Source organism: Corynebacterium sp. 401_CJEI, assembly GCF_001076435.1.
Classification (GTDB): domain Bacteria; phylum Actinomycetota; class Actinomycetes; order Mycobacteriales; family Mycobacteriaceae; genus Corynebacterium; species Corynebacterium jeikeium_D.
On sequence record NZ_JVIP01000018.1, the window covers coordinates 18061 to 41134 of the forward strand.

Genomic DNA, 23074 nt, shown 5'->3' on the forward strand with positions numbered 1-23074 from the left:
CCATGCCACGTAAGGGCCCAGTACAGAAGCGTCCTGTCGTCAACGACCCGGTCTACGGCTCCCCTCTGGTGTCGCAGCTGGTCAACAAGGTTCTGATCGACGGTAAGAAGTCGACTGCAGAGCGCATCGTCTACGGTGCACTTGAGATGTGCGAAGAGAAGACCGGTACTGATCCGGTGCTGACTCTGAAGCGCGCAATCGAGAACGTCAAGCCGGCTCTTGAGGTTCGTTCCCGCCGTGTTGGTGGCGCCACCTACCAGGTCCCGGTCGAGGTTCGCCCGGGCCGCGGCACCACGCTGGCACTGCGCTGGCTGCTGATGTTCTCCCGTCAGCGACGTGAGAACACCATGACCGAGCGTCTCGCTAACGAGATCCTCGATGCATCCAACGGCCTGGGTGCATCCGTCAAGCGTCGTGAGGACACTCACAAGATGGCGGAAGCTAACCGCGCATTCGCTCACTACCGCTGGTAATCGCTTATCGACGGAGGCCGCGAGTGGTCACCGTCGTAAAGCAGCTGCCGGTATGTCAACGGCGCGCGTCGGTCGAGGTCCACAGATCTTTAAGGGTCACTCAATAGGGGCCAGCCCGGCGCTTACACCCGATGTCTTGCGTAGAATTTACGCAATAGGTGTACGTCACGGCGCGACTTCGCGCCAAGACGGTGGCATTATAGATAAAGCAAACCCGACCGACGGCGGATTTGACGGCCAATTGCAATCCCGTGATTGAGTCTCACCGCCAAACCGATTTGAAACGAGTGGGGAATCAAGTGGCTGAAGGTGCACTTCCCGTAAAGAAGGACCTCCACAAGGTCCGCAACATCGGCATCATGGCGCACATCGATGCTGGTAAGACGACTACGACCGAGCGCATCCTGTACTACACGGGTATTAACCGCAAGGTCGGCGAGACTCACGATGGTGCGTCCACAACCGACTGGATGGAGCAGGAGAAGGAGCGCGGTATTACCATTACCTCCGCTGCTGTGACCTGTTTCTGGAACGACAACCAGATCAACATCATCGATACCCCGGGCCACGTCGACTTCACCGTTGAGGTTGAGCGTTCCCTGCGTGTGCTCGACGGTGCCGTCGCAGTCTTCGACGGTAAGGAAGGTGTCGAGCCGCAGTCTGAGCAGGTTTGGCGTCAGGCTCAGAAGTACGATGTCCCGCGTATTTGCTTCGTCAACAAGATGGACAAGCTGGGCGCTGACTTCTACTACACCGTTGGCACCATCGTTGACCGCCTCGGTGCTAAGCCGTTGGTTATGCAGCTGCCGATTGGCGCTGAGGATGACTTCGACGGCGTTGTTGACCTGCTGGAGATGAAGGCCCTCATGTGGCCGGGCAAGGTTGAGATCGGTACTCCTGCGCAGGTCGAGGAGATTCCGGCGGACATGGTCGACAAGGCTAACGAGTACCGTGAGAAGCTCATTGAGACCGTCGCTGAGTCCGACGAGGAGCTCATGGAGAAGTACTTCGGTGGCGAAGAGCTGACCATGGACGAGATCAAGGGTGCCATCCGCAAGATGGTCCTGAACTCTGAGGTCTACCCGGTCTACTGTGGTACCGCCTACAAGAACAAGGGTGTTGAGCCGCTGCTCGACGCTGTCATTGACTTCCTGCCGAATCCGCTGGACATCGGTGAAGTTCACGGCCACCAGATGGGCGACGAGGACGTCGAAATGGTCCGTAAGCCGTCTAAGGATGAGCCGTTCTCCGCTCTCGCATTCAAGATTGCTGCTCACCCGTTCTTCGGCAAGCTGACCTTCGTCCGCGTTTACTCCGGTCGCGTGGAGCCTGGTCAGCAGGTCCTGAACGCCACCAAGGACAAGAAGGAGCGCGTCGGTAAGCTGTTCCAGATGCACGCCAACAAGGAGAACCCTGTTGACGAGGCAGTGGCAGGTAACATCTACGCCTTCATTGGTCTGAAGGACACCACCACCGGTGACACCCTGTGTGCACAGGATGCTCCGATTGTTCTGGAGTCCATGTCCTTCCCGGATCCGGTTATCGACGTTGCTATTGAGCCCAAGTCCAAGGCCGACCAGGAGAAGCTGAGTACCGCTATTCAGCGTCTGGCTGAAGAGGATCCGACCTTCACTGTTCACCTGGATGAGGAAACCGGCCAGACCGTTATCGGCGGTATGGGCGAGCTCCATCTCGACGTCCTGGTTGACCGCATGAAGCGCGAGTTCAAGGTTGAAGCAAACATCGGTAACCCGCAGGTTGCTTACCGCGAGACCATCCGCAAGCCGGTCGAGAAGTTCGAGTACACCCACAAGAAGCAGACCGGTGGTTCGGGTCAGTTCGCCCGCGTCATTATTGCTCTGGAGCCGTACGCTCCGGCTACTGACGAGGTGGAAGAGGGCGAGTCCACCACTTACAAGTTTGTCAACGAGGTCACTGGTGGTCGTGTTCCGAAGGAATACATCCCGTCTGTCGACGCTGGTATTCAGGACGCAATGCAGTACGGTACCCTCGCTGGCTACCCGCTGGTGAACATCAAGGCAACCCTGCTCGATGGTGCTTACCACGAAGTTGACTCCTCTGAAATGGCCTTCAAGATCGCTGGTCAGCAGGCTATGAAGGAAGCTGTTCAGAAGGCTAAGCCGGTCCTGCTCGAGCCGATGATGGCCGTTGAGGTCATTACTCCGGAAGAGTACATGGGCGAAGTTATCGGCGACATCAACTCCCGTCGTGGCCAGGTCAACTCCATGGAAGACCGCACCGGCGTCAAGGCTGTCAAGGCTCTGGTTCCGCTGTCCGAGATGTTCGGCTACGTTGGTGACCTGCGCTCCAAGACCCAGGGTCGCGCTAACTACACCATGATCTTCGACTCCTACGCTGAGGTTCCGTCCTCCGTGGCCGAGGAGATCATTGCAGCTCGTACCGGCGCTTAAATCGCGCCGGCAGGGTGGGGCACTCAATCAGAGCTGACCCCATCCCTGCACGCACTGCAGTGTCGCTCTTTTTAGGGAACGCAGTGCGAGGGTCTGCAGCTTTAGTAGATTCCCTCTAGCTTTGACTGTGCTAAGACATCGTCAGACTGTTGGCGTGTGTTAGCACAGGCAAGCTCTAGGGGGTAGCTGCTCGCAATTCATATCGTTGGGCGATTTTAAATCGCAACTCAAATATCTAGCATTTATGCAGGTAAATGACGATGTGAGTTGCTGGCCGTTACCCACCCTTAACTAGGGGGTTGGTCTGGTTTGGAAAACTCCAGTATCCTGCCCTAGTATCGAGTAACTGGCACAGTGAAAGAATAGTGCTCTTTTGCGCGCGCACGTTCCGAAGTCGTAAGCGAACAGCTTGAAGGCTTCTGATGTTGTGAAGGCGGATTGAGTGACCACAAAATTGTGGCTGCGAGAGTCGTGGCCACCTAGACCTCCAGGAGGACTAAAAGTGGCAAAGGCGAAGTTCGAGCGTACGAAGCCGCACGTCAACATCGGTACCATTGGTCACGTTGACCACGGTAAGACCACCACTACCGCCGCTATCACCAAGGTTCTGGCTGACAAGTTCCCGGACCTGAACGAGTCGTTCGCTTACGATGCCATCGATAAGGCACCGGAAGAGAAGGAACGTGGCATTACCATCAACGTTTCCCACGTTGAGTACCAGACGGAGAAGCGCCACTACGCTCACGTCGATGCCCCGGGCCACGCCGACTACATCAAGAACATGATTACCGGTGCTGCTCAGATGGACGGCGCAATCCTGGTTGTCGCTGCTACTGACGGCCCGATGCCGCAGACTCGCGAGCACGTTCTGCTGGCTCGCCAGGTTGGCGTTCCGTACATCCTCGTTGCGCTGAACAAGTGCGACATGGTCGACGACGAAGAGATCATCGAGCTCGTCGAGATGGAGGTCCGCGAGCTGCTGGCTGAGCAGGACTACGACGAGGAAGCTCCGATCGTCCACATCTCCGCTCTGAAGGCTCTTGAGGGCGAAGAGAAGTGGGTCAACTCCATCGTCGAGCTGATGGAAGCTTGCGACGAGAACATCCCGGATCCGGTTCGCGAGACCGACAAGCCGTTCCTGATGCCGATTGAGGACATCTTCACCATTACCGGTCGCGGCACCGTTGCTACCGGTCGTGTTGAGCGCGGCGTTCTGAACGTTAACGACGAGGTCGAGATTCTGGGCATCAAGGAGAAGTCCCAGAAGACCACCGTTACCGGTATCGAGATGTTCCGCAAGCTGCTGGATTCCGCTGAGGCTGGCGACAACTGTGGTCTGCTGCTCCGCGGTACCAAGCGTGAGGACATCGAGCGCGGTCAGATCGTTGCTAAGCCGGGCGCTTACACCCCGCACACCGAGTTCGAGGGTTCCGTCTACATCCTGTCCAAGGATGAGGGCGGCCGTCACACCCCGTTCTTCGACAACTACCGTCCGCAGTTCTACTTCCGCACCACCGACGTCACCGGCGTCGTTTCCCTGCCGGAAGGTGTCGAGATGGTCATGCCGGGCGACAACGTTGACATGTCTGTCAAGCTGATCCAGCCGGTCGCAATGGACGAGGGCCTGCGCTTCGCTATCCGCGAGGGTGGCCGCACCGTCGGCGCTGGCCGCGTTACCAAGATCGTTAAGTAAGGTTTCTCCCCATAGGGGAAATGCTTTAACTTAAGTCTTAGAAGAATCCCGACTCCGCGTAAGCGGGAGTCGGGATTTTTGTATCTGTACATAGCCGACACTAGACGGGGTGGGGGGCGGCGCAATAGCCGTCGTCAAGCAGACTGTGCCGTAATGGGTGTGATGTACGTTGCACTTTGGAATCGTGATTTTACATTCGTAGCCCGGACGTGCTTTAATACGGAGGTTGCTTTAACAAAGGCGTTCGCGCCAATTGTTGTATCAGGCCCAGTTGGGAACCAGTACGAAATTGGACATAGCGCCTATGGTAAGGCGAGCATGACCACGTAGGGAAGTTTCTTCCTGATCGTGCCTCACGGAGAAAATGGGCGACACGCCCGACCGCGGGGGTCGGAGGTGGCATGGCAAATTAACAGCGGCAGTAGGCAAATGAAGAGCCCCACGAGGGGGACTTGTTTTCCACTGGGATTTGAGTGCAAGGCGTTATTCGTCCGCTCGGGTCATGGCCAAAAGTTAATTTGCCATGACGATCGAAGACGAAATCGCTTTGAAGTAATGCACAACCCAGTTTTGATTTCTGGCGCTGGCCATAGTTGCTGACGGCGTCGAGAAACATTGACAGGGTCGACGCCCCTTTAATTGGGGCGCGCCGACCGAGGAGAGGACAAGCGTGGCCGGACAGAAGATCCGCATCAGGCTCAAGGCCTACGACCACGAGGCTATCGACGCTTCTGCGCGAAAGATCGTGGAGACCGTTACCCGTACGGGTGCACGCGTCGTTGGCCCGGTGCCGTTGCCAACCGAAAAGAACGTTTACTGCGTTATCCGTTCGCCGCACAAGTACAAGGACTCGCGCGAGCACTTCGAGATGCGCACTCACAAGCGTCTGATCGACATTCTCGATCCAACGCCGAAGACCGTCGATGCACTTATGCGCATTGACCTTCCGGCAAGTGTCGATGTGAACATTCAGTGATCCTGGACTTTTGGTAGCGGAGACAAGATAAATGAGTGAAAACGAGATCAAGGGCATCCTGGGCACGAAGCTCGGTATGACTCAGATCTTCGACGAGGAGAACCGCGTTGTTCCGGTTACCGTCGTTGAGGCTGGGCCGTGCGTAGTGACTCAGGTGCGCACTAAGGAAACCGACGGCTACGACGCCGTCCAGATTGCATACGGCGAAATTGACCCGCGTAAGGTCAACAAGCCGGAGGCCGGCCACTTCAAGAAGGCCGGTGTGACCCCGCGTCGCCACAGCGTTGAGATTCGCACCCCGGACGCTTCCTCTTACGAGGTCGGCCAGTCCGTTGGTGTCGACATCTTCGGCGAAATTGAGTACGTCGACGTCACTGGTACCTCTAAGGGCCACGGCTTCGCCGGTGGTATGAAGCGCCACGGCTTTGCTGGCCAGGGTGCTGCTCACGGTAACCAGGCTGCTCACCGTCGTGTTGGTGGCATTGGCGCTTGCGCCACGCCAGGACGCGTCTTCAAGGGCAAGCGCATGGCAGGCCGCATGGGTAACGACCGGGTCACGACCCAGAACCTGAAGATCCAGAAGGTTGACGCTGACGCGAACCTGCTGCTCATCAAGGGCGCAGTTCCGGGTGCACGCGGCGGCCTGCTGGTTGTTAAGACTGCCACGAAGGGTGGTGCTCACGCATGACCAACCTCAAGCTAGACGTACACACCGCTGAAGGCGGCGTGAACGGTTCGGTTGAGCTTCCTGCTTCCGTGTTCGACGCGGAGGTGTCCATCGCCCTGATGCACCAGGTTGTTGTCGCACAGCGTGCAGCAGCTCGCCAGGGCACCCACAAGGTCAAGACCCGCGGTGAGGTTCGCGGCGGTGGCCGCAAGCCGTGGCGCCAGAAAGGTACCGGTCGCGCTCGTCAGGGTTCGATCCGTGCTCCGCACTGGACCGGCGGTGGCATTGTCCACGGCCCGGTGCCGCGCGACTACAGCCAGCGCACCCCGAAGAAGATGATTGCAGCTGCTCTGCGCGGCGCACTCTCTGACCGTGCTCGCCACGACCGCATCCACGTTGTCGAGGAACTGGTCCCAGGCCAGACCCCGTCCACCAAGGCAGCTCGTACTTTCGTCGAGCGTCTGACTGAGCGCCGCAACGTGCTCGTCGTTCTGCCGCGCGAGGACGTCAACTCGTGGAAGTCGGTTCGTAACCTGCCAGGTGTCCACATCCTGTCTGAGGATCAGCTGAACACCTACGACGTTCTGAAGGCCGATGACGTCATTTTCGCCGTTCAGGCACTCAATGACTTCATCACTCGCACCGCCGGTAAGGAGGAGAAGTAATGGCTACCATCGCAGATCCCCGCGACATCATTGTTGCACCGGTAGTGTCTGAGAAGTCCTACGGACTCATGGAGCAGGGCGTTTACACGTTCCTGGTCCACACCGACGCTAACAAGACCCAGATCAAGATCGCGGTCCAGGAGATTTTCGGTGCCAAGGTCGCTTCCGTCAACACCCTCAACCGTGAGGGCAAGCGCAAGCGTTCCCGCACCGGCTACGGCAAGCGCAAGAACACCAAGCGCGCCTACGTGACTCTCGCGGCCGGCAGCGATCCCATCGACATCTTCGGCGGTTCGGCAGCTTAGCCGCTAGCCGACGAGGAAGTTAAGGAAGAGCAAAAGTATGGCTATTCGTAAGTACAAGCCGACTACGCCGGGTCGCCGCCAGAGCTCCGTCTCCGAGTTCAGCGAGATTACTCGCTCGACTCCTGAGAAGTCTCTGCTGCGCCCGCTGTCGAAGACCGGTGGCCGTAACGTTCACGGTCACATCACCACTCGCCACAAGGGTGGCGGACACAAGCGCCAGTACCGTGTCATCGACTTCCGTCGTAATGACAAGGACGGCATTCCGGCAAAGGTCGCTCACATCGAGTACGACCCGAACCGTACCGCCAACATCGCACTGCTGCACTACGCAGACGGTGAGAAGCGCTACATCATCGCTCCGAAGAACCTGAAGCAGGGCGCCATCGTTGAGTCCGGCGCAAACGCCGACATCAAGGTGGGTAACAACCTGCCGCTGCGCAACATCCCGACCGGTTCCACCATTCACTGCGTGGAGCTCAAGCCGGGTGCTGGCGCACAGCTGGCACGTTCTGCTGGTGCTTCTATTCAGCTTCTCGGTAAGGAAGGCAAGTACGCAGTTCTGCGTATGCCGTCCTCTGAGATCCGTCGCGTCGACGCACGTTGCCGTGCAACCGTCGGTGAGGTCGGAAACCAGGATCAGATCAATATCCGTTGGGGCAAGGCCGGCCGTATGCGCTGGAAGGGCTGGCGCCCGACTGTCCGCGGTGTTGTCATGAACCCGGTCGACCACCCGCACGGTGGTGGTGAGGGTAAGACCTCCGGTGGTCGCCACCCGGTTTCCCCGTGGGGCCAGAAGGAAGGCCGCACCCGTAAGCCGAACCGTCCGAGCGACCAGCTGATCGTTCGTCGCCGTCGTACCAACAAGAATAAGAAGCGCTAAGGAGGGAACTGAGAATGCCACGCAGCCTTAAGAAGGGCCCGTTCGTCGATGAGCACCTCCTCGCGAAGGTCGATGCACAGAACGAGAAGGGCACCAAGCAGGTCATCAAGACCTGGTCTCGCCGCTCCACGATTCTCCCCGATTTCATCGGCCACACCTTCGCCGTTCACGACGGTCGCAAGCACGTGCCGGTGTTCGTGGATGACTCTATGGTCGGCCACAAGCTGGGCGAATTCGCCCCGACCAAGACCTTCAAGGGTCACGTCAAGGATGACAAGAAGGGACGTCGATAAGCCATGAGCAACGACATTACTTCTGCACGCGCAACTGCGCGCTTCGTCCGCGTTACTCCGATGAAGGCACGTCGCGTCCTGGACACCGTTCGCGGTAAGTCCGTCGACGAGGCACTGAACATCCTGGAGTACGCTCCGCAGGGTGCTGCTGATCCGGTTGCCAAGGTTGTTGCGTCTGCAGCTGCAAACGCTGAGAACAACTTCGGCCTGGACCGTCGTACTCTGGTCATCTCCGAGGCTTACGCCAACGAGGGACCGACCATGAAGCGCTTCCGCCCGCGTGCGCAGGGCCGTGCTTTCCACGTCCGCAAGCGCACCAGCCACATCACCGTGGTCGTCGAGAGCCAGAAGGAAGGTGACCGATAGTGGGACAGAAGATCCATCCACACGGTCTTCGCCTCGGTATTTCCAGCGACTGGAAGTCCCGCTGGTACGCCGACAAGCAGTACGCTGACTACCTGGCCGAGGACATCAAGATCCGCGATCTGCTGTCCACCGGTCTTGAGCGCGCCGGCATCTCCGATGTCGTTATCGAGCGCACCCGTGACCGCGTGCGTGTGGACATCCACACCGCACGCCCGGGCATTGTTATCGGTCGTCGTGGCTCCGAGGCTGACCGCATCCGCGGCCAGCTCGAGAAGCTCACCGGCAAGCAGGTTCAGCTGAACATCCTCGAGGTCAAGAACATTGACGCGGATGCGAAGCTGGTTGCTCAGTCCATCGCTGAGCAGCTCGCCAACCGTGTCGCTTTCCGTCGTGCAATGCGCAAGGCTATCCAGTCTGCAATGCGTCAGCCGCACGTCAAGGGCATCAAGGTTGTCTGCTCCGGTCGTCTCGGCGGTGCCGAGATGGGCCGCACCGAGCGCTACCACGAGGGTCGCGTTCCGCTGCACACCCTGCGTGCGGAAATCGACTACGGCACCCACGAGGCTCACACCACCTTCGGCCGCATTGGCGTCAAGGTGTGGATCTACAAGGGTGACGTGATCGGTGGCCGTCGCGAGTCCGAGATCAACGCCGGCAACGACCGCCAGCGTCGCGGCAACGACCGTCCGCGTCGTGGTGGCAAGCGTCGTCAGCGTGCATCTGAGAAGAAGGAGGGCTAATTCATGCTCATCCCGAAGCGCGTTAAGTTCCGTCGCCAGCACCGCCCGACCCGTTCTGGTATGTCCAAGGGCGGCAACAAGGTGACTTTCGGTGACTACGGTCTCCAGGCTCTCGAGCCGGCCTACATCACCAACCGTCAGATTGAGGCAGCGCGTATTGCTATCAACCGCCACGTCAAGCGTGGTGGTAAGGTCTGGATCCAGATTTTCCCGGACCGTCCGCTGACCCAGAAGCCACTGGGTGTTCGTATGGGTTCCGGTAAGGGCCCGGTCGAGAAGTGGGTTGCAAACGTCAAGCCGGGTCGCATCATGTTCGAGATGTCCTACCCGGACGAGGCAACTGCTGTCGAGGCACTGAAGCGCGCAGGCGCTAAGCTGCCGATTAAGACCCGAATCGTTCGGAAGGAGGATCAGTACTGATGTCGAACGGCATTCCCGCCCACGAGCTTCGCTCGCTGGATAACGATGACCTGGTTGCCAAGCTCAAGGAGTCTAAGGAGGAGCTGTTCAACCTCCGTTTCCAGAGCGCTACCGGTCAGCTGACCAACAACCGCCGTCTCCGCACTGTCCGCAAGGATATTGCTCGCATTTACACCGTTATGCGTGAGCGCGAGCTCGGCCTGTCTGCTGCACCAACCGATGGTGATGCAGCATGAGTGAGGAAAACATGAACACCACCGAGGCTGGCGCACGCAAGGTGCGCACCGGTTACGTCGTGTCCGACAAGATGCAGAAGACCATCGTCGTCGAGCTCGAGGACCGCAAGCAGCACGCCCTGTACGGCAAGATCATGCGCACGAACTCTAAGGTCAAGGCGCACGACGAGAACGAAGAGGCTGGCGTGGGCGACCGCGTCCGCATCGAAGAGTGCCGTCCGCTCTCCAAGGACAAGCACTACCGCCTGATCGAGATCATCGAGAAGGCTAAGTAAGACCCGTCAGCTGAGCAATCAGCTCGGGCTTTACGACGAGAACCCCGCCGCGGGAAACACGAAAGTGTTTTCTGTGGAGGGGTTTTGTTTTTTTAGAAAGCCATGTTCCTTTGTATTTCTAGTCCGCTCAGTCCAGGTTTGATGGGTTTTTATCTCTGATAGCATTGGCCAGGATTTGTGCTTTGTGAGGGGAGAAGTTCGGTGACTACTGACGTGACCAGGATTGATGATCGAGATCTTGAGTCCGCGCTTCGCTCACATGACGTGGCTACGCTGTCGCGGCTCTTAACTGATATTGAACCCAAGGCTGCCGCTCGAAAGATGCGCCGCCTCAGCCATGGGGAACGTGCGCTGTTCTACCGCACACTGCCGAAAGACACGGCGGTTGAAACCTTCGATGAGCTGAACTCGGCTCTGCAGGCGCACCTGATTGACAGCCTCCGTGATCCTGAAGTCACCGCAGTTTTCGCGGAGATGGAACCGGACGATCGAGCAGAGCTGCTCGACGAGCTTCCTGCGTCTGTCGCTGCAAAACTGCTTGCCGATCTGCCGGATGATGAGCGAGAGCTAACCAACATCGTCCTCGGCTACCCCGACGGTTCCATTGGGCGTCGGATGAGCCCGGAGCTGGTGTCGCTTCACGACGATATGACGGTGGGGGAGGCTCTGGAGACCGTCTACAAGCATCTGGATGATGCCGAATCCATCTACACGCTGCCGGTGTCGAACCGGAACCGTCGGCTGGTGGGCGTGGTTAGCCTTCGTGAACTGATGCGCGCCAGCAGTGATATCCATGTTGCGGCTATCTTGCGGAAGGCTGATTACGCAGAAGCTACCGAACTCGAAGAGAAGGTAGCCCGCATGTGCGCTGATCGTAAGCGCCTAGCTCTGCCGATTGTCGACAGCGAGCGGCGTGTTATCGGTCTGCTCACGGTGGACGACGCCCTCCGGATTCTGGAAGAGGCAGACTCCGAGGACCAAGCTCGTATTTCCGGTTCTGAGCCTCTGCGCTTGCCCTATCTCGCGACGCCCATTTTCGAGATTGTTCGCTCTCGTGTGGTGTGGCTGCTCGTGCTTGCTATCGGTGCAACATTGACCGTGCAAGTCCTGGAAACTTTCGAAGAGACTCTTTCTCAGATGGTGGTTCTCTCGGTATTTGTGCCGCTGCTGATCGGTACAGGTGGCAATACCGGTAACCAGGCAGCAACCACGATTACGCGTGCGTTGGCGCTGGGGGATGTCCAACCCCGCGATATATTCAAAGTCATTCTCCGCGAGGTGAGAGTCGGTGCCTTCCTCGGTTTATTGCTTGGTACTCTCGGCCTGCTATTGGCTGGCTTGGTTTACGGCTGGGACATCGGCCTAGTGATTGGTCTGACGCTGCTGGGTATTTGTACTCTCGCGGCAACTGTCGGCGGCATTATGCCGCTGATTGGTAAGAAGTTCGGTATTGACCCGGCGGTCTTCGCTAACCCGTTCATTACCACGCTTGTTGATGCCTCCGGCCTGATCATCTACTTCCTGATTGCTAAGTCGGTTTTGGGAATCTAGTCCCGTCGCGCAGGGGACGTCGGCGGTATAGAAAAGAGACCAACCGCGCCATAATGGTGGCCATGAACAATGGCAACCATAATCACCGCACTTGGAAAGAAATTATCGCCGCCGATCCGCAGCATTCCCGCCGCTACGCCAACCGCTGGCGGGGATTCGTGCGCGAGGGCCGCGATATTGACGGCGAGGCGCGGTTGGTGGATGCAATGGCGCCACGCCACGCTCGAATCCTGGATGCCGGCTGTGGGCAGGGGCGCGTCGGCGGTTACCTGGCGAAGGCTAGTCATCGAGTCGTCGGTGTCGACGTCGACCCCTATCTCATCGACGAGGCAAAGCGACAGTTCCCGGATGCGACGTGGTTGGTAGGGGACTTGGCGCAATTGCCGCATGTGCTTGACGACGGGCTGGAGAACACACCCCACGATGACACGGCATCCGCCTTCGACGTCATCATTTGCCCCGGCAATGTGCTCACTTTCGTAGCGCCAGAAGACCGCGCGAAGGTACTGCAGGGCTTCGCGAAGATGCTGAATCCGGAGAACGGTCGTGCCATTATCGGCTTCGGCGCTGGCCGTGGTTGGGACTTTGCCGATTTTGAAACCACTGCGCAGAAGGCTGGGCTCACCGTGATTCAGCGTTATTCCACGTGGGATCTTCGTCCCTTTGACGATGAGTCTCAGTTCCTGGTTGCAGTGCTTGAGCGAGCTAAATAGAGCGGACTAAGTAGTGCCGCCTAGGAATCCTTGGCCAGCAGTTCCTCGACTTCGGTTTTCGTCGGCGGCTGAGCTCCCTTACGGGAGACAGTAATGGCAGCCGCGGCGGTCGCATAGTGCAGAATCTCGCGCCACTGATCTGGTGATACGGAAGTCAGGTCAGCGACTGTTAGGCCACGCTTGTCGAACTGTGCCAACAGCGCGCCCATAATTGTGTCCCCAGCACCGATGGTGTCAACGACATTCGCGTTGACGGCTGGGACATCGATGCGGTTTCCGTCGGCAAGCAAAGTGAGCCCATCGCCACCTCGGGTGATGACGGCGGCCGGAACTTTAGTCAGCGCCTCTTCGCCAAGGAACTCGACTTCCTCGTCCGAGAGCTTCAACAAATTGACGTAGGGGAGCAAGCTCATGAGGAATTCGCGGTGTGCATCCGTTGCGTAAATGGGGCGAATATTTGGATCCAAAGCGACCAGGGTGCCATTGGCCGCGAACTGTTTGAGCAATTCCGCGTACCGGCTGGCACCTGGTTCTAGCGCCAGTGACAGGGTGCCGAAGCATGCGATATTCGCATCGATGTGCTTCGGCTCCACCAACGGGGTGGCCGTGCCGTCGGTGTAAAAGGTGTACGTTGCAGAGCGATCGTCGTGGATGGTGGTTACCGCCAGAATGGTCGGCTCTGGGCCACGCTGAACGTAAGAGGTGTCGACCCCTTCGTTTTCCAAGTGCTTGACCAGCTCATTTCCGAAACCATCCGTGGACAGGCGGGACTGGAAAATAACATCCGCACCGAGGCGAGAGGCCGTAACCGCGACGTTGTAGGGGCCTCCGCCTAGCGCCGGCACGTGGTTATTGAGGCTGCCAGGAGATACCGGAACGAGGTCAACCAGACCTTCGCCGCAAACACAAATAGCCATGACTTCAATAATATCGGGGGGAGGGGTATGACCTATCGGTCGAATTACCATCTGTCACCGCCGCAGGGCCGACTGAATGACCCGAATGGCCTTTTCGTGGACGGCGAGACACTGCATGTGTCTACCAGCATGATCCATGCTTTCCACATGCGTCGAAGAGAACTGGGTGGGGGCATGCGTCCGCGTCGCTCACGACAGCCGAGCGGTGGCGTCATCATCCAGATGCGCTGTATCCGGACATGCCCTATGACAAGCATGGTTGTTATTCGGGCGGCGCGGCTGTTGATGGCGATGATGTGTGGCTCTTTTATACCGGAAACTTGAAGGCAGACGGACGCCGTATACCATCGCAGAATCGGGTGCGCGCGCTTGCTCCCTCCGGCCCGGAGGGTGGGATTCATCTTGCCGATTCTGGTTATCTCATGGATTCTGGCAACGATTGAGAAGTTCTTCCATAAGCGTCTCAAGGGCACTGTCGACTTTATGCTGACACCACTGTTGACGTTGCTCATCACTGGTTTCATCACCTTTGCCGCCATTGGTCCAGTACTGCGCACTGCAGGTGAATGGCTGGGTATTGGTCTGGCGAATCTGTACGAATTCGCGGGACCTGTGGGTGGCTTCTTGTTCGGCTTGGTCTACTCGCCAATTGTCATCACTGGTCTGCACCAGTCCTTCCCTCCAATCGAGTACATGCTGTGGGATCAGGGCGGCTCGTTCATTTTCGCGACGGCATCGATGGCCAATATCGCTCAAGGTGGTGCCGCACTGGCGGTGTACTTCCTGGCCAAGAGCGAGAAGCTCAAGAGGTTGGCAGGCGCCTCCGGTATGTCGGCGCTATTCGGTATTACCGAGCCGGCCATCTTCGGTGTGAACCTACGTTTGCGCTGGCCGTTTTACATCGGCATGGGTGCCTCGGCCATTGCCTCAACCATGAAGGATGAGCCGAAGTCAGAAACTGCTGCTGCACCTGCTGGTACCGGAGAAAAGAAGTAAATCTGCCTCTCTTCGACGGTGAATCGCAGTTCCTGGTTGCAGCGCCTAAGGGGGGTAGGGCGCTGTGACCGTCGTAAAGCGGTTGCGATTCCGCGTCAGCCTGTCGTTATTCTTTTATGCGAATAACTGCAATTAACGGCACGCAGGGAAAGGCTTCGGCGGTGACGCTATACGAAACGCTGGATACGGCTGGCGACAAGAAACAGGAACTGTTGACGCAGGACTACGGACGATTTGCCGTGCGAGCGGTCCTGGCGGGTATGTACCTGACGCTCGGGACGGCCTTTGCAGCGGTCGCTGGACAAGTGGCAGAGGGCGTCGCGCCGGGGACTGGGGGACTGGTTTTTGCGTGCCTGTTCGGGCTTGGGCTGTTCGCCATTGTGGTGCTCGGTGCGGAGCTTGCGACCGGCAGCATGATGTTTGTGTCCTGGTCCGCCGCACGCGGACGCATGGCGTGGGGAGTGGCCTTTCGAATGGTGGCCGTCGCTACGTTCTACAACTTCATCGGTGCGGCGATTGTGGCGCTGGTGCTCAGCCAGAGCGCCAAGCTCGGTGGGATCGATGACACACATCTGATTTCCACCTTGACTGAGGGGAAGCTGGCCAAGCCGTTCTTCGGCGCTTTCGTAGAGGCCATGGGTGCGAACTTCGTGGTCAATATGGCTGTCCTAGGTGCACTTCAAGCCAAAGAAATCATTTCGAAGTTCGCTGTGATTCTGCCGATCATTGCAGTGTTCGTCGGGCTCGGACTCGAGCACGTGATTGCGAACTTCTCGTTGTTTTCCTTGGCCTTTTTCGCTGATCCGCATCCTGCAGGCTTCGATGGTCTGCACATTACTGTTAACTGGGTGGCCGTGTGGCTGGGCAACTTCGTAGGTGGTGGCCTGGGAATCGGCGCGGTCTACGCCTGGTTGAACCAGACGAAGACCAGCTATGTTGACTAGTTTTTGAGCTTCGTCGCGTGCTAACCGGCCGCCTATCTGACGTCCTAACCGACAGCCTGCCCGAAGAGCAGACCGACGAAGTAGGAAACAATCAAACCGAGCGCACCACCAATTACCAGGCGCAGAGCAGCCTTGCCGGAGTGCGTGGAGCTGAGCTTGGCGCTGATGTAGCCGGTCAGGGCCAGAGTCACGATGGTGACAACGGTGACTGCGATTGCGCCAGAGGTGGGGCCGGTGAAAATCAGTGCCGCAATCATTGGCAGGATGGCGCCGAGCAGGAACGACAGTGCCGAAGAACCGGCAGCAGCCCAGGGGTTGGTAAGTTCCTCACCGTCAATGCCCAATTCCAGCTTTAGGTGAGCCGCCAGCGGATCGCTTTGTGCGATGCCGTGGGCAGCATCTTCGGCGATATGTTCTGGGATACCGTAGCTAGAGAGAATCCCCACGAGCTCTTTATGCTCTTCATCTGGAAAGTCTTTAAGCTCGGCCTTTTCTTTGGCAATGAGTGCTCGCTCGGTATCGCGCTGGGTTGAAACCGAAACGTATTCACCCAGAGCCATCGAGATAGCACCAGCGATAACGGCCGCGGCGCCAGCAGTCAGAATAGCTTCGCGAGAGGAACCTGCTGCAATCACGCTGAGCAAGATTAGAGCAGTGGAGACGATACCGTCGTTGGCTCCGAGGACTCCGGCGCGAAGCCAGTTGAGCTTCGCCGTCTCAGATGCCTTATGTGGTTCATGAGGATGTATGTGCGTGGTCATGGCAGGACCTTTCTCCCATGTCAGCCCCATGCCTACGGGTGGTACGAGGCCTCACCATCGATTTAATGCCGATTCGGACACATTCTCAACCAGTGAAGTGAAACGCGGGGAGTCCTCTCGCGCGCGTAGCTCTTATGGAAGTCGGTGTGAGCGTTTGTGGAGGTCGGCGCGCGTCAATGTCAACACCGCGGTCAGTGCAATCAATGCACAGGTCAACATCGAAATAGCCATCGAGAGGGGCAGATTGGAACCAAGCCCCACCAACGGGGAAACCGTGGCGGCCGCGAGGAACTGTGTGAAGCCCATGAGACCGGAACCTGAGCCAATTCCGATATCTCGAACCTCCTCAATTCCGAGTGCCGTGGCATTGGCGAAGATTAGCGGCATCATCGGTACCGTAATGAACAGCAACAGCCAAGTAGTGAAGAAGGTAATCCCGACGAGGGCATTAATAATCAGGCCTATCGACGTCACGAGCATGACCGTAAGGGCAACTAAAATGCCTTTGCGGGGATGAAGCCGGTTGATCATCTTACCGTTGAGGATTGACACAAATGTCAACATCGCTGCATTGGATGCGAACACGAGAGAAAACTGAGTAGGGGTGAGCCCCAGCAGTTCCTGGAAGATAAAGGGTGACGCAGCGATATAGGAAAACATCACCGAGAAGCCACCAGCGAAAGCCAACAAGTAGCCGACAAATACTGGCCGCCGCAGCAGCCTGCCAATATTGGGCAGGAGATTGCACAGAGCGCCTGTGGAGCGTCGCTCAGGCGGCAGGGTTTCCGGAACCATCAGGATCACAATCGCGACCATGGCGACGTTGATGGCTGCGAGAAACCAGAACACGCTGCGCCAGCCGAATGCGGGGCCTAGAAAACCGCCCACAAGGGGAGCGATTGCCGGGGCGATGGAGGAAATACCCATGAGGGTAGAGAAAGCTTTCGCTGATGCCTTGCCCGTCAAGGGGTCTGGTACTACAGAACGAGCCAGAACAACTGTGGAGCCACCAGCTAACCCCTGGAACAAGCGCATTGCAATAAGCGTGCCAATATTCGGTGCTACTGCACAGAGAATTGACGATCCCAAGAACACCAAAGTCGCAATGAGAAGCAGCTTCTTGCGGCCCAAACTATCGGAAAGGGCGCCAATGACGAGCTGTCCAGCAGCCATGCCAATCATGAAGGTTGTCAGCGTGAGCTGAACCATCGACTCGGTCGTGGAGAACTCGCGTGCAATCTCCACGAAGGATGCCAGATATGTATCTGCGCCGAACGGGGCGGCGGCGGATAACAAGGCCAACCCGGCAAGTAGCGATACCGGCAGCGTCTGTGCTGGCTGTGTCTGAGCGCTCCCGGAATGTTGATTTGTCACTGTCTCAGTATAGGGTTGCCGCAGAAGGCATAAACCATGTTGGGGGCATGAAACTAAGGGATTTTGTTGTCCCGCACGAACGTGCCATAATACACAGGTTGCGCGAAGCGACTGCGTGCTGCTCTCAACGGTCTAGAACCGTAGTAAGCACGAGGTCAAAGCGATAGGAAAGCTACCTCTAGCAGGTGCTTCCGTCGTAAAGCGTAAACGCAAGACATAAAGACCGCGTGCGTTTAGGACGGAAATCTGACGCACAATGCAACCAGGTCAGGAGAAACGCAGTGATTCAGCAGGAATCCCGTCTGCGCGTTGCCGACAACACTGGTGCACGTGAAATTCTGTGCATCCGCGTTCTCGGTGGCTCGACCCGACGCTTCGCTGGCATTGGCGACACCATTGTCGCAACTGTCAAGGAAGCTACTCCGGGCGGCAACGTCAAGGCAGGCGAAATTGTTAAGGCAGTTATCGTCCGTGCGAAGAAGGAGACCCGTCGTCCGGATGGCTCCTACATCTCGTTCGACGAGAATGCAGCTGTCATCATCAAGGCCGACGGTGAGCCAAAGGGCACCCGTATTTTCGGCCCGGTCGCGCGTGAGCTGCGTGACAAGAAGTTCATGAAGATTGTCTCGCTCGCACCGGAGGTGATTTAAGTGAAGATCCGTAAGGGCGATACCGTGCTGGTTATCTCCGGTCCGGACAAGGGTGCTCAGGGCAAGGTCATCGAGGCCTACCCGAAGCGCGACAAGGTCCTGGTCGAGGGCGTTAACCGTATCAAGAAGCACGTTGCAAACTCCGCTGCGGAGCGCGGCGCTTCCTCGGGTGGCATTGTCACTCAGGAAGCTCCGATTCGCGTGTCGAACGTCATGCTGGTCGACGAAGATGGTACCCCGACTCGCGTCGGTTACCGCTTCGATGAGGACGGCAAGAAGGTTCGCATCTCCCGCCGTACCGGGAAGGACATCTAAGCATGAGCGAAAATTACACCCCTCGTCTGAAGGCCCGTTACCGCGATGAGATTCGCGGCAAGATGCAGGAAGAGTTCTCCTACGAGAACGTCATGCAGATTCCGGGCGTCACCAAGGTCGTCGTCAACATGGGCGTCGGCGCTGCTGCTCAGGACAAGAAGCAGATCAACGGTGCTATCAACGACCTGACTCTGATCACCGGTCAGAAGCCGGAGACCCGTCGTGCTCGCAAGTCGATCGCTAACTTCAAGCTCCGTGAAGGCGATGCCATCGGCGCTCGCGTCACCCTGCGTGGCGACCGTATGTGGGAGTTCCTGGATCGTCTGCTGACCGTGGCTCTGCCGCGAATCCGCGACTTCCGCGGTCTGTCTGATCAGCAGTTCGATGGTCACGGTAACTACACCTTCGGCCTGTCTGAGCAGACCATGTTCTACGAGATCGACGTTGACAAGATCGACCGCCCGCGCGGTATGGACATCACCGTCGTGACCACCGCTACCAACAACGAGGAAGGCCGCGCGCTGCTGCGCGAGCTGGGCTTCCCGTTCAAGAAGTAGTTTTGCCTCTTCGGTAGCTTTTGCCTGAAGCCCCGGATGCCGCTTGGCCTCCGGGGCTTTTTGCTGCTCTGTTAACTGCTTATGTTCGTGGGGGAGTGAGGTCGCTGTGCGGGGCCTGCGTAAAAGTTACCAGTGTTGCTGGTGGGAAAGTTGACCCTTTTTGGGGGTTGGAAATTAGTAAAGCCACAAGGTTTCTCAGTTGAAAGTTAGGCGTTTGTGATGATTTCGTTGTAAACTGCCATTCGTCATAGTGACGGCCGCCAAAATGCATTGTGGTCGTTATCAATTTGGGCAAGGCTTAAGTGACTTCAGCTTCTGTGTGATTGAGCCAGTGGTTCTACACAGAGCGGTTCTTAAGTTAAAACGCAAAGGGATTAACTACATGAAGAACTTCTCCGTGGCCGTCCGCTCGGCTGCTATTGCAACTGTTGCGGCTCTGGGTCTGAGCTTGGGTGCAGGTGCTGCCAACGCACAGCCGGCACTGCCGGAAATGCCGAACATTCCGATTCCGGGTATCGGCGACACCGGCCCGAAGGGCGTTAAGCAAATCGTTACCTTCGGTGACTCCTTCACCGCTAATGCCGGTAAGGGCGGCCCGCGTGGCCTGGCGCCGGGACAGAACGCACTGGTCGCTAACTGCGCTACCGACATGGAAAACTGGCCGAAGATTGCAGCTTCGAAGCTGAACAAGTCCCTGGGTGACTGGTCCTGTAACGGTCTTGGCGGCTTCCCGGGTCAGCTCCTCGCATACCTGGAGGCTTCCATCCAGTACGGCGACATCGGAGAGGGCACCGAGAAGGTTGTCCTGATGTACGGCGGCATGGACTGGGTCCAGTGGGTTGACGTGGCAGGCGAGCTTGTCGCAAAGCCGGATCCCCAGGCTCCATCCGCGTTCAAGCAGACGCTGCGTCAGTTCACTGACCGCGTCCACCAGGTTGCCCCGGGCGCTCAGGTCGTCCTGGCGTCGTACCCTGAGTACGCCACTGATGATCAGCTGTGCCTGGTGAACACCTCGGACCAGACCTTCCCGATCCCGGCACCGGGTGCCAGCGAGATCCAGGGTGCATTCCGTGACAGCATTCGCTCCGCATCTCACCACGTAGGTGCCGGCTTCATTGACGTCTACGAGGCAACCCTCGGCCACGGTACCTGCAACCCGAACCCGGATGAGCGCTTCGTCGCCGGTTTCGCAGACCCGGTGATGGGTCCGATGACCAACCACCCGACGGTGGCTGGTGAAAAGGCAATGGGTAACATCATCGCCGACCAGCTCTACTAATTTCCTCTAGCCGGCGCCATGTCGGCTAGGAATTGAGTTCCACTGTTAATTGGTGGGGCTTCACGCCGCGAGCGGACTAACGTCCGTCTGCGGCGTTTTTGCATTTCGGCCTGTATTTGTTAGTATCACCAGGTCTGCCCTCTATAAGAGGTGCGGCAGTAAAAATGTAAGAACTTTGCTGTAGGCCCCTCGCCTCGCATCGTCTCTGGCGTCACCTGGGTGGCGAGCTGACTCGGCTATTGAACCGAGTTGGCGAACAGTAGCCCTTAAATCGCCGGAATCACGATATTGGAAATCGCTCCAACTTAAGCTTTTGCCGTGTGGCAGTTGCTGTTTGCGCGGTCATTGGAGTTAGCCACGAGGTGGGAAGGAACCGCAGCGAGAAAGGAAGCGGTCACTAACCATGACCATGACTGACCCAATCGCCGACATGCTGTCGCGCGTGCGCAACGCTAACAACGCGTACCACGACTCTGTCTCGATGCCGTCGTCCAAGCTGAAGGCTAACATCGCCGAGATTCTCAAGTCTGAGGGTTACATTGCGGACTACGCAGTCGAGGATGCCAAGGTCGGCAAGACCCTGACCCTGAACCTGAAGTACGGTCCGTCCCGCGAGCGTTCGATCGCTGGCGTGCGTCGCGTCTCCAAGCCGGGTCTGCGTGTTTACGCAAAGTCCACTAACCTGCCGAAGGTCCTCGGCGGCCTGGGCGTGGCTATCATCTCCACGTCTCAGGGCCTGCTGACTGACCGTCAGGCTTACGAGAAGAAGGTTGGCGGGGAAGTCCTCGCTTACGTCTGGTAAAGGGGGAACTACACAATGTCTCGTATTGGTAAGAACCCTGTCGTTGTCCCGGCAAACGTTACTGCCCAGGTCAACGGCCAGGACGTTTCCGTCAAGGGCCCGAAGGGCGAGCTGTCTGTCTCTATCCCGGCTCCAATTACCGTTGAGCTGAAGGACAATGAGATTGTGGTCAACCGCCCGGATGACCACCGTAAGAGCCGCTCCCTGCACGGTCTGTCCCGTTCGCTGATTAACAATATGGTTGTCGGTGTGACCGAGGGCTACACCATCAAGATGGAAATCTTCGGTGTCGGTTACCGTGTCGCCAAGAAGGGCAAGGACCTCGAGTTCTCCCTGGGCTACTCGCACCCAGTCCTGATCGAAGCACCGGAAGGTATCACCTTCGACGTCGACGGCACCACCAAGCTGTCGATCACAGGTATTGATAAGCAGCAGGTCGGACAGCTCGCAGCTAACATCCGTCGTCTGCGTAAGGATGATCCTTACAAGGGCAAGGGCATTCGTTACGATGGCGAGCAGATCCGTCGCAAGATCGGAAAGACGGGTAAGTAATGAGCAACACCAACGAAAAGCGCCTCCCGGTAGGCAAGGACATCTCGACTCGTCGTCGTGTCGCCCGCGCCCGCCGTCACGCACGCTTGCGCAAGAACGTCCGCGGCACCTCCGAGGCACCGCGCCTCGTCGTGCACCGCTCTTCCCGCCACATCACCGCTCAGGTTATCGACGACTCCATCGGTCGTACCCTGGCAGCTGCTTCCACTCTGGACGCAGATCTCCGTGGCTTCGAGGGCGACAAGAAGGCCAAGAGCGCCAAGGTCGGCGAGTTGATTGCTGCTCGCGCTAAGGATGCTGGCATCGAGAAGGTCGTTTTCGACCGCGGTGGCTACCAGTACCACGGCCGCGTTGCTGCTCTGGCCGAGGCTGCCCGTGAAGGTGGTCTGAAGTTCTAATGCGCACTTACAAGTCCAACGGAAGGAATGCGTGATGTCGGAACGCGATAAGCGCGAAGGCGGACGTAACTCCGCTGACAACAAGAACAACAACCGTCGTGGTGGCCGCGGTAACGACCGTCGCCAGCAGGACGAGCGTTCGCAGTACATCGAGCGCGTAGTAACTATCAACCGAGTTTCCAAGGTCGTCAAGGGTGGTCGTCGCTTCAGCTTCACCGCTCTGGTCATCGTCGGTGACGGCGAGGGCATGGTCGGCGTCGGCTACGGCAAGGCCAAGGAAGTACCGGCAGCTATCCAGAAGGGTGCTGAAGAGGCTCGTAAGAACTTCTTCCGCGTCCCGATGATTGCTGGCACCATTACCCACCCGGTTCAGGGTGAGACCGCTGCTGGCATCGTCCTGCTGCGCCCGGCTGCTCCGGGTACCGGTCTGATTGCCGGCGGCGCTGTCCGCCCGGTTCTCGAGTGCGCCGGTGTTCAGGATGTTCTGTCCAAGTCGCTGGGTACCAACAACTCCATCAACGTTGTTCACGCAACCGTTGATGCCCTCAAGCAGCTGGTTCGCCCTGAAGAGGTCGCCGCACGTCGTGGCAAGTCCCTCGAAGAGGTCACCCCAGCACGTATGCTGCGCGCACGCGCAGGTCAGGGAGCGTGATTTCCATGGCACTGAAGATTACCCAGGTCCGTGGTACCGCTGGTACCAAGCAGAACCAGAAGGATTCGCTGCGCACCCTCGGCCTGAAGCGCATCAACGATTCCGCCGTTCGCCCGGATACTCCGGCTGTGCGCGGTCTCGTGAACGTTGTGCGTCACCTGGTCGAGGTTGAAGAAGTAGCGGGGGAGTAGG

The 23074-nt window shown here is 58.1% G+C and carries 29 protein-coding genes and 2 pseudogenes; 28 read left to right on the top strand and 3 right to left on the bottom strand.

The window, feature by feature from the left end; translation table 11 throughout:
- Nucleotides 1-2 precede the first annotated feature (2 nt).
- From rpsG to ADM64_RS04035, 16 genes are all read left to right on the top strand, one after another.
- On the top strand, nucleotides 3-473 hold the full coding sequence (gene rpsG / locus ADM64_RS03960; RefSeq protein WP_049193220.1) for a 30S ribosomal protein S7: 471 nt from the start codon (nucleotides 3-5) through the stop codon (nucleotides 471-473).
- Between the two features lie 299 nt (nucleotides 474-772).
- The gene (fusA, locus tag ADM64_RS03965) at nucleotides 773-2905 is read left to right on the top strand and encodes an elongation factor G (RefSeq protein ID WP_080985608.1); all 2133 of its coding nucleotides are present in this window, start codon (nucleotides 773-775) and stop codon (nucleotides 2903-2905) included.
- A gap of 502 nt (nucleotides 2906-3407) precedes the next feature.
- The gene (gene tuf, locus ADM64_RS03970; protein WP_016422054.1) at nucleotides 3408-4598 is read left to right on the top strand and encodes an elongation factor Tu; all 1191 of its coding nucleotides are present in this window, start codon (nucleotides 3408-3410) and stop codon (nucleotides 4596-4598) included.
- A 670-nt stretch (nucleotides 4599-5268) separates the two neighbouring features.
- Nucleotides 5269-5574, top strand: coding sequence for a 30S ribosomal protein S10 (gene rpsJ / locus ADM64_RS03975; protein ID WP_003938093.1), 306 nt, complete (start codon nucleotides 5269-5271; stop codon nucleotides 5572-5574).
- A 31-nt stretch (nucleotides 5575-5605) separates the two neighbouring features.
- Nucleotides 5606-6262, top strand: coding sequence for a 50S ribosomal protein L3 (gene rplC / locus ADM64_RS03980; RefSeq protein WP_005509762.1), 657 nt, complete (start codon nucleotides 5606-5608; stop codon nucleotides 6260-6262).
- The gene (gene rplD, locus ADM64_RS03985; protein ID WP_049190610.1) at nucleotides 6259-6906 is read left to right on the top strand and encodes a 50S ribosomal protein L4; all 648 of its coding nucleotides are present in this window, start codon (nucleotides 6259-6261) and stop codon (nucleotides 6904-6906) included. Before rplC ends, rplD begins: the two co-directional genes overlap by 4 nt.
- Nucleotides 6906-7211, top strand: coding sequence for a 50S ribosomal protein L23 (gene rplW / locus ADM64_RS03990; protein ID WP_005509869.1), 306 nt, complete (start codon nucleotides 6906-6908; stop codon nucleotides 7209-7211). Before rplD ends, rplW begins: the two co-directional genes overlap by 1 nt.
- Before the next feature lie 37 nt (nucleotides 7212-7248).
- On the top strand, nucleotides 7249-8091 hold the full coding sequence (gene rplB, locus ADM64_RS03995; protein ID WP_016422056.1) for a 50S ribosomal protein L2: 843 nt from the start codon (nucleotides 7249-7251) through the stop codon (nucleotides 8089-8091).
- 14 nt (nucleotides 8092-8105) lie between these two features.
- On the top strand, nucleotides 8106-8384 hold the full coding sequence (rpsS, locus tag ADM64_RS04000; RefSeq protein ID WP_005509882.1) for a 30S ribosomal protein S19: 279 nt from the start codon (nucleotides 8106-8108) through the stop codon (nucleotides 8382-8384).
- 3 nt (nucleotides 8385-8387) lie between these two features.
- Complete coding sequence (gene rplV, locus ADM64_RS04005; protein ID WP_005509775.1) at nucleotides 8388-8750, top strand: 50S ribosomal protein L22; 363 nt, start codon at nucleotides 8388-8390, stop codon at nucleotides 8748-8750.
- On the top strand, nucleotides 8750-9490 hold the full coding sequence (rpsC, locus tag ADM64_RS04010) for a 30S ribosomal protein S3 (protein WP_016422058.1): 741 nt from the start codon (nucleotides 8750-8752) through the stop codon (nucleotides 9488-9490). Before rplV ends, rpsC begins: the two co-directional genes overlap by 1 nt.
- A gap of 3 nt (nucleotides 9491-9493) precedes the next feature.
- Nucleotides 9494-9910, top strand: a complete 417-nt coding sequence (rplP, locus tag ADM64_RS04015) for a 50S ribosomal protein L16 (protein WP_016422059.1) — start codon at nucleotides 9494-9496, stop codon at nucleotides 9908-9910.
- On the top strand, nucleotides 9910-10146 hold the full coding sequence (gene rpmC / locus ADM64_RS04020) for a 50S ribosomal protein L29 (RefSeq protein ID WP_005509851.1): 237 nt from the start codon (nucleotides 9910-9912) through the stop codon (nucleotides 10144-10146). The genes rplP and rpmC overlap by 1 nt, the downstream gene beginning before the upstream one ends.
- Nucleotides 10143-10421 carry a 30S ribosomal protein S17 gene (gene rpsQ, locus ADM64_RS04025; RefSeq protein WP_042388398.1) on the top strand — a complete coding sequence of 93 codons (279 nt, stop codon included), beginning with the start codon at nucleotides 10143-10145 and terminating at the stop codon, nucleotides 10419-10421. The genes rpmC and rpsQ overlap by 4 nt, the downstream gene beginning before the upstream one ends.
- A gap of 201 nt (nucleotides 10422-10622) precedes the next feature.
- On the top strand, nucleotides 10623-11972 hold the full coding sequence (gene mgtE / locus ADM64_RS04030; RefSeq protein ID WP_016422061.1) for a magnesium transporter: 1350 nt from the start codon (nucleotides 10623-10625) through the stop codon (nucleotides 11970-11972).
- Between the two features lie 53 nt (nucleotides 11973-12025).
- Nucleotides 12026-12685 (top strand): class I SAM-dependent methyltransferase, encoded by a 660-nt coding sequence (locus ADM64_RS04035; protein WP_049193221.1) that lies wholly within the window; start codon nucleotides 12026-12028, stop codon nucleotides 12683-12685.
- 20 nt (nucleotides 12686-12705) lie between these two features.
- On the opposite strand, the gene ADM64_RS04040 is transcribed toward ADM64_RS04035, so the two are convergent.
- Nucleotides 12706-13602, bottom strand: coding sequence for a carbohydrate kinase family protein (locus ADM64_RS04040; protein ID WP_049193222.1), 897 nt, complete (start codon nucleotides 13600-13602; stop codon nucleotides 12706-12708).
- Nucleotides 13603-13629: 27 nt separating this feature from the next.
- On the opposite strand from ADM64_RS04040, the pseudogene ADM64_RS10765 reads away from it, so the two are divergent.
- The 3 genes and pseudogenes from ADM64_RS10765 to ADM64_RS04050 form a co-directional block, all read left to right on the top strand.
- A pseudogene (locus ADM64_RS10765) lies at nucleotides 13630-14012 on the top strand (glycoside hydrolase family 32 protein); the annotation flags it as partial.
- A pseudogene (locus tag ADM64_RS04045) lies at nucleotides 13996-14538 on the top strand (PTS transporter subunit EIIC); the annotation flags it as partial. The pseudogenes ADM64_RS10765 and ADM64_RS04045, both read left to right, overlap by 17 nt.
- A gap of 221 nt (nucleotides 14539-14759) precedes the next feature.
- Nucleotides 14760-15542, top strand: coding sequence for a formate/nitrite transporter family protein (locus ADM64_RS04050; RefSeq protein ID WP_049193224.1), 783 nt, complete (start codon nucleotides 14760-14762; stop codon nucleotides 15540-15542).
- A gap of 44 nt (nucleotides 15543-15586) precedes the next feature.
- Here ADM64_RS04050 and ADM64_RS04055 read toward each other — a convergent pair whose 3' ends face one another.
- Nucleotides 15587-16303: a VIT1/CCC1 transporter family protein gene (locus ADM64_RS04055; RefSeq protein WP_049193225.1), complete on the bottom strand. Its 717-nt coding sequence runs from the start codon at nucleotides 16301-16303 to the stop codon at nucleotides 15587-15589.
- 132 nt (nucleotides 16304-16435) lie between these two features.
- Nucleotides 16436-17677: a multidrug effflux MFS transporter gene (locus tag ADM64_RS04060; RefSeq protein ID WP_065428880.1), complete on the bottom strand. Its 1242-nt coding sequence runs from the start codon at nucleotides 17675-17677 to the stop codon at nucleotides 16436-16438.
- Nucleotides 17678-17958: 281 nt separating this feature from the next.
- Between ADM64_RS04060 and rplN the strand changes: the two genes are divergently transcribed.
- From rplN to rpmD, 9 genes are all read left to right on the top strand, one after another.
- Complete coding sequence (rplN, locus tag ADM64_RS04065; protein WP_016422069.1) at nucleotides 17959-18327, top strand: 50S ribosomal protein L14; 369 nt, start codon at nucleotides 17959-17961, stop codon at nucleotides 18325-18327.
- On the top strand, nucleotides 18328-18642 hold the full coding sequence (gene rplX, locus ADM64_RS04070; protein ID WP_049193227.1) for a 50S ribosomal protein L24: 315 nt from the start codon (nucleotides 18328-18330) through the stop codon (nucleotides 18640-18642).
- A gap of 2 nt (nucleotides 18643-18644) precedes the next feature.
- On the top strand, nucleotides 18645-19199 hold the full coding sequence (gene rplE / locus ADM64_RS04075; protein ID WP_005509901.1) for a 50S ribosomal protein L5: 555 nt from the start codon (nucleotides 18645-18647) through the stop codon (nucleotides 19197-19199).
- Between the two features lie 382 nt (nucleotides 19200-19581).
- Complete coding sequence (locus tag ADM64_RS04080; RefSeq protein ID WP_049170004.1) at nucleotides 19582-20478, top strand: GDSL-type esterase/lipase family protein; 897 nt, start codon at nucleotides 19582-19584, stop codon at nucleotides 20476-20478.
- Between the two features lie 403 nt (nucleotides 20479-20881).
- Nucleotides 20882-21280: a 30S ribosomal protein S8 gene (gene rpsH, locus ADM64_RS04085; RefSeq protein ID WP_005509822.1), complete on the top strand. Its 399-nt coding sequence runs from the start codon at nucleotides 20882-20884 to the stop codon at nucleotides 21278-21280.
- A gap of 15 nt (nucleotides 21281-21295) precedes the next feature.
- Nucleotides 21296-21832 (top strand): 50S ribosomal protein L6, encoded by a 537-nt coding sequence (rplF, locus tag ADM64_RS04090; protein WP_005509895.1) that lies wholly within the window; start codon nucleotides 21296-21298, stop codon nucleotides 21830-21832.
- Entirely contained in the window at nucleotides 21832-22230 is a 399-nt protein-coding gene (gene rplR, locus ADM64_RS04095; protein WP_005510009.1) for a 50S ribosomal protein L18, read from the top strand. The genes rplF and rplR overlap by 1 nt, the downstream gene beginning before the upstream one ends.
- 34 nt (nucleotides 22231-22264) lie before the next feature.
- Nucleotides 22265-22882, top strand: a complete 618-nt coding sequence (rpsE, locus tag ADM64_RS04100) for a 30S ribosomal protein S5 (protein WP_005510059.1) — start codon at nucleotides 22265-22267, stop codon at nucleotides 22880-22882.
- Between the two features lie 5 nt (nucleotides 22883-22887).
- Nucleotides 22888-23073, top strand: a complete 186-nt coding sequence (gene rpmD, locus ADM64_RS04105) for a 50S ribosomal protein L30 (protein ID WP_005509843.1) — start codon at nucleotides 22888-22890, stop codon at nucleotides 23071-23073.
- Nucleotide 23074: the final 1 nt, after the last annotated feature.